The sequence below is a fragment of the Corallococcus exiguus genome (genome assembly GCF_009909105.1).
In the GTDB taxonomy this organism is placed as follows: domain Bacteria; phylum Myxococcota; class Myxococcia; order Myxococcales; family Myxococcaceae; genus Corallococcus; species Corallococcus exiguus.
This window is the reverse complement of sequence record NZ_JAAAPK010000003.1, coordinates 1,113,389-1,124,764: the sequence shown is the minus strand read 5'-3', so window position 1 is coordinate 1,124,764 and position 11,376 is coordinate 1,113,389. Positions and strand designations below refer to the sequence as shown.

10 protein-coding genes and 1 tRNA gene are annotated in these 11,376 nt (G+C 65.4%); 3 read left to right on the top strand and 8 right to left on the bottom strand.

All coding sequences use genetic code 11. The features are described from left to right. Positions 1–125 precede the first annotated feature (125 nt). Together GTZ93_RS16075 and GTZ93_RS16070 are read right to left on the bottom strand one after the other, a co-directional pair. A tRNA-Asp gene (locus tag GTZ93_RS16075) sits at positions 126–202 on the bottom strand. A gap of 130 nt (positions 203–332) precedes the next feature. Beyond that, the gene (locus tag GTZ93_RS16070) at positions 333–1,409 is read right to left on the bottom strand and encodes a hypothetical protein (RefSeq protein WP_257979299.1); all 1,077 of its coding nucleotides are present in this window, start codon (positions 1,407–1,409) and stop codon (positions 333–335) included. A 223-nt stretch (positions 1,410–1,632) separates the two neighbouring features. Here GTZ93_RS16070 and GTZ93_RS16065 point away from each other — a divergent pair, with 223 nt between their 5' ends. After that, positions 1,633–2,208, top strand: coding sequence for a hypothetical protein (locus tag GTZ93_RS16065; RefSeq protein WP_139919771.1), 576 nt, complete (start codon positions 1,633–1,635; stop codon positions 2,206–2,208). A gap of 15 nt (positions 2,209–2,223) precedes the next feature. Here GTZ93_RS16065 and GTZ93_RS16060 read toward each other — a convergent pair whose 3' ends face one another. Together GTZ93_RS16060 and GTZ93_RS16055 are read right to left on the bottom strand one after the other, a co-directional pair. Then, positions 2,224–2,658: a hypothetical protein gene (locus GTZ93_RS16060; protein WP_139919772.1), complete on the bottom strand. Its 435-nt coding sequence runs from the start codon at positions 2,656–2,658 to the stop codon at positions 2,224–2,226. Positions 2,659–2,814: 156 nt separating this feature from the next. Further along, positions 2,815–3,402, bottom strand: a complete 588-nt coding sequence (locus tag GTZ93_RS16055; protein WP_120575021.1) for a Crp/Fnr family transcriptional regulator — start codon at positions 3,400–3,402, stop codon at positions 2,815–2,817. Positions 3,403–3,469: 67 nt separating this feature from the next. On the opposite strand from GTZ93_RS16055, the gene GTZ93_RS16050 reads away from it, so the two are divergent. Further along, on the top strand, positions 3,470–4,717 hold the full coding sequence (locus tag GTZ93_RS16050; RefSeq protein WP_120575020.1) for a sterol desaturase family protein: 1,248 nt from the start codon (positions 3,470–3,472) through the stop codon (positions 4,715–4,717). Between the two features lie 99 nt (positions 4,718–4,816). Continuing rightward, on the top strand, positions 4,817–5,659 hold the full coding sequence (locus GTZ93_RS16045; protein WP_139919773.1) for an alpha/beta fold hydrolase: 843 nt from the start codon (positions 4,817–4,819) through the stop codon (positions 5,657–5,659). Positions 5,660–5,679: 20 nt separating this feature from the next. On the opposite strand, the gene GTZ93_RS16040 is transcribed toward GTZ93_RS16045, so the two are convergent. The 4 genes from GTZ93_RS16040 to GTZ93_RS16025 form a co-directional block, all read right to left on the bottom strand. Then, a complete protein-coding gene (locus GTZ93_RS16040) occupies positions 5,680–6,351 on the bottom strand; it encodes a VOC family protein (protein ID WP_139919774.1) in 672 nt (223 codons plus the stop codon). Positions 6,352–6,570: 219 nt separating this feature from the next. After that, positions 6,571–9,075: a jacalin family lectin gene (locus tag GTZ93_RS16035; protein ID WP_139919775.1), complete on the bottom strand. Its 2,505-nt coding sequence runs from the start codon at positions 9,073–9,075 to the stop codon at positions 6,571–6,573. Between the two features lie 18 nt (positions 9,076–9,093). Then, positions 9,094–10,458, bottom strand: a complete 1,365-nt coding sequence (locus GTZ93_RS16030) for a hypothetical protein (protein ID WP_139919776.1) — start codon at positions 10,456–10,458, stop codon at positions 9,094–9,096. Between the two features lie 224 nt (positions 10,459–10,682). Further along, complete coding sequence (locus GTZ93_RS16025; RefSeq protein ID WP_139919777.1) at positions 10,683–11,369, bottom strand: TVP38/TMEM64 family protein; 687 nt, start codon at positions 11,367–11,369, stop codon at positions 10,683–10,685. Positions 11,370–11,376: the final 7 nt, after the last annotated feature.

Here is an 11,376-nt window from a genome sequence, read left to right as displayed (position 1 = left end):
TATGGGGGGCGTGACTTCGGCATCGTGGGACCCTTTTCGCACAGCGGGTGGGACTCCACGAAACCGGGGCAACTTCAGAGAAAAAACAAAAGCCCAGCAACCCCGTAGGATTGCTGGGCTTTCAGTGGCGAGGAGTACGGGACTTGAACCCGTGGCCTCCGGCGTGACAGGCCGGCGTTCTAACCAACTGAACTAACTCCCCGTAAGCGGGGCACCGCTCTACCGCCGATCCGTGGATGAGTACAAGAGGAATGAGAGCCCTCATTCTGGGCGGCGAGCTCAGCGGGGGAATGGGACGGGGGCTCGCCTCCACGACGAGCCCCGCGCCGTGACTACGGAGGGGGCAGCGGCTGCCAGTTCGGATCGGGCCAGACGAAGGGGTTTCCACCCTGGCCCGGAGTCGCATTGCCGAAGAAGCGCTGGCAGCCCGCGACGTTCTCGGATCCCCCGCGGAGCTCCCAGAAGCCAGGGCAGACGTCCCGAGGGATTCGCGTGCGGCAGTCCTCCATCGTCCGCTCGCCCGCGCCAGGCTGCGCGTAATAGGCGCTCACGAACTCCCACGCGATGCGCTGGAAGGCCCGGACGGTCGTCGCGTTCTCTCCAGACGGCACCCGGGCCCCTTCGGGCGACTCCCGGAACACGGCGGCATGGTGGACCGCGGCCATGTAGTACGACCCCAGGGACGTCAGGTGGACGTTGTCGCTGAAGAGCACGTTGAGCTTCTGCGAGGTCGAACCGCTGATGCCAGGCACCTCGTTCGCGATGACTCGCTCCACCAGATGGACCAGGGCCGTGCTCCCAGGGAGCGCCACCACGCGGTCCGACCGTCCATCATTCTGCAACTTGAGGTTCACCTTGGAAGACACACACTCCCAGGCAGACCGGGCGTTCTTCTCATAGGTCATCCATTGAGACGGGTTGGATTTATCGATGTCCAGCCACGTGTGATAAAAGTATGTAACGGCCTGCGGGTTGCCGGCGATCAAGCGGTCATGGAAGTGCCGCAGGTAGCCGATGGTGTTCTCCCACTCGATGGTGCCCAGCAGGTCATGCCGCTCGGTGATGAGAAGGGTGTCGTACTTCTCTCCCGGGCCCAGCGTCTGGGGAGACAACAACTCCTGGACCACGTTCATGCTGTCGCCCGAGCGGTTCTTGCCCGAGCGGTAACCCTCCCATCCGTTATTGCCCCAGGTCCGCACCCGCAGGGGTGAACCAATCACGTTCTGCTGGTTCCAGTTGAAGTCCTTGCCTCGACTCGTGGCGATGTCATCGAAGTGGTCGGGCATGGGGTTGTCGAGCAGGCTGTGTCCGGAGAAGAAGACCCGGGCGCTCGTGATGGAGGACGTCCCCGCATCGGGGCTGCCAGCATCCGGGACTCCTGCGTCATCTGGCCCGGCATCTGACTGCATCCCAGCGTCGTCCTGGGGATGCACTCCCGAATCGGGAGGGCCTTCCGCGGGAACGTCCTGGCCGAGCTGACCCGTACATGCGAGCCAGAGGGAGACCGCCAGGAATGCGCATGGCTTCAGTCTTGATGTGTTCACGGCCCCAAGCATAGATGAAGGCGCTCCATCCTAGATGGAACGGCCGGCCGGGCCTCCTGCTATGAATGCGTGACGCTCAAGGAGCCTCATGGGAAACGCATCCGGCAGACAGAAGCAGAAGCCGCTCATCCTCGGTCCAGCTCCTGGCTCCGGCATGGGCTCCTACGCGGTGGCGTTCGATGAGTTGGAAGACCGCGAACTCGCCACGCTCAAGGAGAGCGAGTCCCCTGATGCCTTCTACCTGCCGTGGAAGACCGGTGACGTCACGGAGGGCGATATCGATCTCACGACCGACACCCTCACGTATTTCTTCACCGCGAACCTGAGTGGTTGCAGCCTCTGGTACAAGTTCCAGGATGGCCGCATCCTCATCCGGCACGAGGCGCGCACTGACAGCGCCTCGCAGAACCTGCACAAGCTTGCCGGCTTCAAGTGCGTCGTCGACAGCAGCCTGAACCCGGACGACATCCAGCTCTCGGTCGACCCTGAGACGATGATTCGCAGGGCGCGGTACTACGTCGTCTACGCGCTCATCGATCACAAGGCTCGGCAGGTGGAGTTCCGCGCGCAACTGGTCGCGCAGCAGACGAACCTGCTCAACCGGCAGGAGTCCTACGACCTCGTCAAGGTCACCACCGCCGTCGTCAAGTTCCCCAAGGCTTGAGAGCTGGAGGGCGGGCTACTTCTTCTTGCCCTTGCCCTTGCCGCCCTTGTGGTGGTCGTGATGATCGTCGTGGTGATCATCATGATGGTGATCGCGCTCATGGTACGACGCGGGCACGGCACCCCGCTTCTTCGGGTGCTTCCACCGCTTGTAACGCCCGGGAGGCACCTTGACGACGGTGACGGGGACTCGCCGCTCTTCCACGTACTCCCAGCCGCCGTGGTAGTCGCGCGCCCTGAACCACCGCCCATCGCGGCGCACCCAGTACACATTGTCCACGACGTAGAGGTCCTCGTCGTAGTCCTCCACCACCTGTACGCCGGGCTGCACGACGACGAGTGGCGGCGGGGTCGAGAAGACGATGTCAGGCAGCTTCACATCGATGTCCACGCGCACCTGCCCGAAGGCCATCGAAGGAAGAAGGATCAACGCGGCAAGCAGTCGGGTCATCGGGCGAGCGTAGAAGCGGGCGTGCTCGCCAGACAACCTTCATCTGTCGCGGAAGGATGGATGAAAACTTCGGCTCAGGTTGTATCAACTTTCCACGAGGCGTCCTGTCAGTCGACCTGACCCCGCACTGTGTGTCGTTGCGTCCGGGCTCGCTGCTCAATCGGTGCGCTTGCGCCGCCGCGACACGATGCGACTCAGGCCCACCTCGGTGATGCCGAGGTAGGCCGCCACGTCGCGCTGGGGAATCCGTCCCTTCAGGTGCGGATGCTCCTCCCAGAAGTTCACGAGCCGCTCCTCCGCGGACAGCTCCAGGAACTCCTGCTCCCGGCGCTCCTTGAGGAGGAAGTGCTGCTCCGCCACCCGGCGCGCCAGCCGCTCCCAGCACACGTGGCCCTGCTCCAGCGTCTGGAAGTCCCGCGTCTGGAACACCAGCACGCGGCTCGGCTCCAGCGCTTCAATCGCGGTCATCGAAGGCTTCCGCTGCAACATCTCCGCGTAGGCGCCAATCAGCTCGCCCTCGGCGCGGAAGGCCTTGATGGACTCGCCTCCGCGTGGCGACACGCGCACGCCCCGGAAGACGCCCTGGAGCACCACGGCGAACCGGTCCGCCGCATCCCCCGGACGCATGAAGAACTCCCGCTTCGCGAGCGACTGCTCCTTCGCCACGGCCTCGGCCTTCGCCCATTCCTCGGGAGGAAGCGGGGCCAGCGTGGCGAGGCGCTCGAAGAGCTTGGGGAATCTCACGTCTCTCAGGACCCTGGCTTGACCTGGGTTAAGGCGCAGGCCGCTCGGGGGACCATATACCGGAGGCATGTCCATCAACGTCTACGCGGTGGCGACGCCCTTCGTCATCGTCCTGGCCCTGACCGAGTTCGCCTGGTGCGTGGTGCGCCGCAACGGCTACTACAGCTTCCAGGACTCCATCGCGAGCATGGGCACGGCGGTGATGAACCAGTGCGTCAACGTCGCGGTGGCCCTGATGGTGCTGCCCCTCTTCACGCAGCTGGGCCAGTTCGCGCCGTGGCGGCTGGACGCATCGTCGCCGCTGTCACTCGTGGCGCTCTTCCTGGGCGTCGACTTCCTCTTCTACTGGTTCCACCGCTTCGGGCACCGCACCAACATCGGCTGGGCGGCCCATTCGCCGCACCATTCCACCGAGGAGCTCAACTACGCGGTGGCCCTGCGCGCGAGCGTGACGCAGCGCCTCTTCTCGTTCCTCTTCTACTGGCCGCTGGTGCTGGTGGGCTTTCCTCCGGAGGCGGTGCTGGCGATGGTGGCCTTCCACCTGGTGCTCCAGTTCATCCCCCACACGCGGGTCATCCCCAAGCTCCCGCGGTGGGTGGAGTCGTGGCTGAACACGCCGTCGCACCACCGCGTGCACCACGCGCGCAACGACGCGTACATCGACAAGAACTACGCGGGCTTCCTCATCATCTGGGACCGGATGTTCGGCACCTACGAGGAGGAGACCGAGCCGTGCTCCTATGGCCTGACGACCCCGGCGAACACCTGGGACCCGACGGTCATCAACTTCCAGGCGTGGGCCCGGCTCTTCGCGGACGCCGTCGCCACGAAGAGCCACTGGGACCGGCTGCGCCTCTGGGTGATGCCCACGGGCTGGCGGCCCGCGGACCTGCCTCCTCGCACGTTGGGCTACTGGCAGCAGGAGGGCGCGGAGGTGAAGTACCACTCGCGGGAGCTACCTGGCGTCCGGGGGTACCTCGTCTTCCAGTTGTTCGCGTCGATGCCGTTCATGCTCCTGGTAAGCCACCATGCCTCGCCGCTCTCCGGCTGGCAGAAGGTCGCGTTGAGCCTGCTGCTCTGGGCGATGGCGACCGCCTGGAGCGGGATGCTGGAGTCGAAAGCGTGGAGCGAGCCACTGGAGCTTGCCCGGGTGCTCGCGATGGGGGTGGCCGTGACGCTGTGGCTGGTCTGGGCCAGCGCGCCCCAGACATGGAGCGCGCTCACGGCGGCGTGGCTGATGGTCTCGCTGGTGTGGCTGCGCGTGGCGCGGGGGGCCGCCGCGCGGGGGCCCCAGTCGAATCCCCATCCAAGCTGAGTCATCAGGCCTGGACTCCGGTCTGGGTTGTCGCGGTCGTGTCGGCCCCCCACCTTCCGCGCCGTCCCGCGCCACGCGCGGGCCCATTCGGAGAGGCCGATGAACGCTCAGCGCTTCACCCAACAGAACGTATGCCGGCTGGGTCTGCTCTATGCCCTCTGGGCACTGATGGCTGTCAGCGTCACTCCTTCCCAGGCCGTTGCATCCGAAGACGCGTGGAACACCGGCTGTCGTCGCAAGCCCACCATCGTCCTTGTCCACGGGGCATTCGCCGACGCATCCGGCTGGGCCGACGTGATCAAGCGGCTGCAGAGACAAGGCTACACGGCCTACGCGTTCGCGAATCCCTTGCGAAGCATCTCGGGTGATGCGGAGTACCTGCGGTACTTCCTGGGAACCCTCACCGGCCCCATCGTCCTGGTCGGCCACTCCTACGGCGGCGCCATCATCACGAACGCCGCCACCGGGAATGCGAACGTGAAAGCGCTCGTGTACATCGCCGCGTATGCACTCGACGAGGGGGAGACCATCTCGGAGGCCAACACTCTTGGTGGCGGCCATTCAGAGCTCAGCGAGCACCTCATCTTGCGTCCGTTCCCGGGGGGCGGAACCACGGACGCTGACGCCTACGTCGACCCCGCCTTCTTCCAGGAACTCTTCGCGGCAGATATCCGTGACAAGGACGCGGCGGTGGCGGCCGCCAGTCAGCGCCCCGCTGCCGCCTCCGTCTTCGATGAGCCATCCGGCCCGCCGGCGTGGAAGGCCATCCCGTCGTGGTACATGGTCGCCCGCGACGACAACGCCATTCCGCCCGAAGCCGAACGCTTCATGGCCCGGCGCGCTCGCGCCCGTACCGTCGAGATTCGCAGCTCACACGTTGCGATGATCAGCCACCCCGAAGCCGTCACCGAGCTGATCTTCAAAGCGGTTGGCTGCCGTTGACGACGGAGATGGCTCGCTTTTCACGTCGGCAGCTCCGTCCCGGCCCTCTCCGCGGCCATGTACGCGGCGTACCAGTCGGGCCAGTTCGCGTCCCTCTGCCCGGTGCGCTTCTCGTGCTGGCCGTGGGCGGCCTCCGCGCGCCGCAGTGCGCTCGCCAGATCGCTCGCGGAACCGAACGCCGTCTCTGCGGCGTCGACCCGGCCGGGCAGCCGCGTCGTGACCTCCTGCAGCAGCCAGCCGTTACCGTCAGGGTCGCTGAACGAGGCGAAGGTGCGGTAACTGCCCTGTCCGGGCTCGGGCCCGCTCAACCGGCCGTCCATGCCGAACTGAGCCCCTGGCTTCCCTGCATGGAATACCTCGCTGACCTCGACACCGTGGCTGACGAGGTCGTCTCGTGCCGCCTGGATGTCGGAGACAATCAGGTAGAGCCCCTGGGCCGTGCCGGGCGCGGCTGACGTGACGTTCGTACCGAATTGGATGGAGCCCCCCGAGCCAGGCGGCGTGAACTGGATGACCCGGAAGCCGTTATCGAAACCGAAGTCGGCGTCGAGCCTCCACCCAAGCTTCCCGTAGAACGCCTTCGCGCGGTCGACATCCGAGACGGGGATGACGGCGGCTTCGAACTTCATGTCGACCTTCCCGGCGCGCGCGTCGGTGGTCGCATCCTGACTCCGGGTTGCGGTGGTGCTCATGGCTGCCTCCTGGCAATGGCATCGCGTGCGGACGAGCGCATGAGGGCCTCCTCAGCGCTGAGCGCGTAGGTCAACCCTGTGCATGACCGCAAGTGAAGACAATGCAGGCGCCCAAGCCAGGCGCTCGGGAGGCATTCTTGGGGGCTACCGGAATCACGACACCCACGGCGGGCCCACGCATCAGGCCCGCCGCGAGTCACGGCGGTAGCAGTCCCTTGTTCAGAGCAACTGCACGTTGCCGCCGAGCGAGGCAATGTACTTCGTTCCGCCCGAGTGCACGACCGTCGTTCCGAAGAAGGACCGGATCGCGCTTCCGGTGGGCACGACGAGCGAGTAGGGCTTCGCGCCGTACACGTTCGCCATCGTCCCGTAGGGGCCGTAGGTCTTGCCCCGCGCGGTCTTGAAGGTGACCTGGGCAATCTGCGTCATGCCGAAGTACGTGCCCGTGTAGCCCGTCATCGACACGATGCCGTCGTCCGTGAGGTCAATCGTGTGCGCGTTCCCTCCAGGGCCGCCCTGGTAGGGCGCGGCGTTGGAGCCATAGCTCGGCTGGATGGCGTCGATGATGTCGCCCGAGCGCACCAGGAGGCTCGTCATGGGCCCCCATCCGCTGACCGTCGGCAGGTTGTCCCAGGCGGTTCCCGAACCGCCCTCGGGGCCCATGGGTCCGTAGGGCATGCCCGCGTTGAACCAATCCAGGATGAGCTTGAGCTTGATGGCGGACAGGTCGCGGCTCACCGGCATGTGCAGCGGCTGGCTGATGTCCAGGCCGAGCACCCGCGCGATCTTCTCGCGGTTGTTGATGATGCCGTCATAGGTCCACAGCTGGAATCGGCCCATGACGGGATAGAGCATGCCGTACTGCCGCAGGATGTCTCCAATCCCATTGACCCACGTCGGCGTGCCCGTGATGGGGGTCTGCTGGTAGATCTGGACGCTGACCAGGTCGTTGGGGTCCTGCTTGTAGTCCGCGACCGTGGGACTGAAGGTGTACCGGGTGAAGTAGACCTGCCCGTCCACGTAGACGCGGGGATTCTTTGGATCCGCCGCGGTGAGGGTGACGGTGGCCTTGCCTCCGGTGACGCTCACGACATTCGGGGAGAGCGTCAGGATGTTCTCGGGGGTCGAGATGTTCTTCTCGCTGATGCCATTGGTGCCCTGAGTGCCCAGTGTGTTCAGGGTGTAGTCGGCCGCTTTGGTCGGGGTGAGGGTGTTCAGGGCGATCTTCCATTGCTCCGTCCCCTCGATGCGGCCGAACTTGCGCACGTAGAGGTTGAGGGTGTTGGTCTCCCCGAGCTGGAAGCCAGGCGTGGTCTGCATGCCCGGGTTCATGCGGTAGATGAACTGATCCGCGCGCAGGCTCAAACCCTCGGAGTTCTCCTCCAGCAGGGTCAGCGTCACGGCATCGTTGCCGGTGCCGGTCGTGCTCCGGAGCGCGAGCGGCAGGTTCGCGAGGCTCTGGGGATCGACGCCGCCAAAGTTCGTGACGACCAGCATCCCGGACTGCTTGTCGATGAAATCGGGATTGCTGTAGTCAATCGACGGGACGATGGTCGTGTACGTCTTCGAGTCACCGGAACCCGTGTAGTACGCGAGCGACAGTGTTCCCAGCTTCTCCGTCCAGAGCGAACGGCCCGGCCACTGGACGGGCAATGAATTGCCCAGGTCGAGCGTCAACGAGGGCGTGGAGTCCAGGTTGAGCTGCGCCAGGGCCCACCACGCGTTCACGGCCGGACGCGGGTGCGGGATTTGCGCCAGGGTGCGCGCGGGCACGGCGAAGGTGGGCTCGTCATCCAGACAGGGGCCCACGGAGCCAACGAGCTTGCCGTAATTGAAGTTGAAGAGCGGCTGCTGGGGCAGGGGCTCCTTGGTGGTGTAGTCGATCCACGGATGGTAGGGCTGCTGGGTCACCGCCAGGATGGTGGGCCCGTACTGTTGAGCCGTGGCCTGGCCCAGCAACTGCTCCAGCAGGGAGCTGACGTACATCTGCGTGGGGATGTAGCCCCGTCCCGGCTCCACCGGCTTGCCATCTCCGTCCACGTTCATCACGTAGTCCTGGAGGATCGCGAGCTTGTCCACGATGGCGGCGGGGACCCCCTGTGCCTGCATCGTCTGGAAGGTGGCGGGGGTGAAGGCGAAGAGGTACGGGGCGTTGTTGTGGGCGCTGACCACCAGGCGGATGGATAGGCGGTGGGGGGACGCCTTCTGCAGTGCCTGGAGGACCGCCGAATTGCCGACGTTCCACTTCAGGTTCGTGAGCGTTGATTGATAGGCGGCGGAGCCGCTCGCGGAGCTCCTGGGGGTGTTCTTGTCCTGCGAATTCATCCAGATGCCGTTGAATGCAACCGGCGTGAACACGCCCTGGACATTGGCGCCGCTGATGTCGCCGATGATGACGTTGAAGCCCCAGATTTCACTGCCGTTCTGCTGCATGGGATCCAGGTCCACCAGCTTGGGCGGAGACCCCATGTACAGGGCGCTCACCCCGGCTCCCATGAGGGAGTCGCTGCCGCCGCCGGGCAACTCGACGGTGGTCACCTTGCAGTCGAGCAGGTCGAAGATGCTGTCGCCCTTGGGCTCCCAGTAGAGCTCGATGTTGTTGGGCTTGAGCGAGTCCTCGTTGTAGTTCGCCGGGTTGTAGTTGTTGGGCGTGTTGTTGATGGTGGCTGGCGAAGCCTGGAACGAACCGGAGAAGTTGATGCGAGGCGTATCAAGGTAGCTCATGGAGGTCTCCTCGGGGTTCTAGTTGCCGCTGCCGGTGTAGGGGGCGCATGCTGCGGGAAGCGAGCCGTTCGTGCACCCGCCGGGCATCTGGACTTCGTCGAACAGGTGGCTCAAGCCCACGGGCGGCAGGTTCTGGCTTCCGGTGGGGCCCGACATGTCGTGGCAGCTCAAGCAGCTGTAGGGATTGGTCATCGCCGCGACGCCGTTCTGGACGAAGGTCTCCATGGAGGTGTTCGCGGCGGACAGCGAACCCTGCTGCGCTTGCAGATAGGGCGGGACCGTACCGTTGACGGTCCACACGTTGCCGACGAGCTCGTAGTTGGCCCAGACCTTGTTGATGCGGCCGGGGTTGGCCTGGATCAACGCCTGGACGCTGCTGTTGATGGCGTTGAGCGCCTGGGTGCTCTGGGCGAGCATCGTGCGGGTCTTGTCCTGACAGGCGAACTGGTTGGGATTGACGCTACAGTCGACGCCGCCGGGGAAGGTGCCGATGGCCGAGTCCCCCTGCGGGTGCATGCGGCAGACCTGGGCGGGCTTGCCCGGTTGATAGGTGTTGGTCACGCAATCGGTGCAGGCCGGGTTGTAGAAGTTCCACGTGCCCCCGAGCGGAGGCGCCGCGGAGAGGTTGCTACAGTCGGGCGCGTTGTTGCGGTGCTCGAACGTGGCCCAGATCATCGCCGGGAAGCTGGGCGTCTTGGACACGATGTGCATGCCGGTCAGTCCCAGGTTCACCTGCCGGCAGGGGCTGTCCTTGACCTGGATGAGGCCGGGAACCACATAGAAGAGGCCTGAGCTGGCCGTCGCCTCGTCGAGCACCATCCAGCTCGTCTTCAGCTCGACGGCCGTGTCCGGGTACGCGAGGTTCGGATACTTCTTGATGATGTCGATGCCGTTGTTCCCGGGCTTGAGCTGACCCGCGCAGTTCGCCTGGTAGAGCTGACAGGACGTCAGCATCGTGTAGATGCTCTGGTTGACGGACATGCCGTAGTAGACGAACTCGCCCTTCAGGTCGATCAGCGGCTGATCCGCGCCGGCCTGCTTGATGATGTCGGTGTAGAGGCGGGGCGGCTTGCCACCCGCCGTGGGCTTCACGGCGTTGGTGCAGGAGACAGGCGGTTCCTGGCCCCAGGCCGTCGGCACCCCGTCCTTGATGAAGATGCCGTAGGACGGCATCCACGTCTCGAACTGCACCATGTCGGGCTTGCCGCTGGCGGGCTGGACGAGCGCGAGCATGCTCTGCCACATGAACTGCTCGAAGTTGCAGATCGTCTTGTTCCCCGGCACTTCGCTGGGGAGGGTGGAGCTGTTGAGCCAGGCCACGTCCGCCGGGCAGTCATTGGCTTCGAGCGCCGTCGCCTTGGGGACGGGGGGGCCCGAATCCATGAGCGACGTCGTTGGGCAGGCCAGGAGGCCGGTGGCACCCAGTGCCACGGCGAGCAGGACGCGCGGTTTGTCGGACAAAGGCAATCTCCCCCATGCGGTTGAGCCCGACGAGACGCCGGGCTTGGGCGCAAGAGTTTAATCGCTGCGGGGGAGAAGCCGTCGAGGGCTAAACAGACTAAAAACGGTCTTGGCTGAAATTCGTGCTGGGGCGGCAAAGTCCGCTGTCAGTCCATTGACGATGTCTGGGTTGCGGGACGCCCGGGTAGAAAGCGCCGCACCAGCCAGAGCGCGAGTCCAGGCAGTAAAACCATCCCCAAGAACAATGTCAGGAATGACCCGAGTCGCGCCGAGTACGCACCCACCGCCGCGTAGGTGGCGCAGACGCCCAGATTGGAGAGCGCGCAGGCTCCGAGGAAACTCCCCAGAGGCATGCGGCTGGCGCCAGCGAAGAGGACGGAGGACTCCGCCAGCATGGGCACGCCGCGCAATGCAATCAGCAACCAGGCACCCCGGCGTTCGGCCAGGCGTGACAGACGTTGGAGTTCCACCGGACCCAGGGTGCGTCGCAACGCCGCCTCGCCGCCCCTGGCGCCCAGCAGGTAGCCCCAACCACAGCCCACCATCATTCCCACCCAGCAGGCCGTGAGGCCGCCCCAGAAGCCCAGCAGCGCCCCGGACGCCGTGCCGACGAGGCTGGAGGGCACTGGCAGGACGATGTCCCCCGCCAGCAACCCTCCCAGCATGAGCGCCACCTGCCAGTCGGGTGGACGCGCCTCCAGGAAGGATTGGGTGGCGGCCTCCAGTTGCTCGCCGAAGAGGAGGAAGGGAACGAGGATGGCCGCCAGCACCACGCAGACGCAGAGGCTCCAGCCCACCGCCGCGCGCTTCGTTCCAGGGCTCGCCAGGGTCATGGTGCGG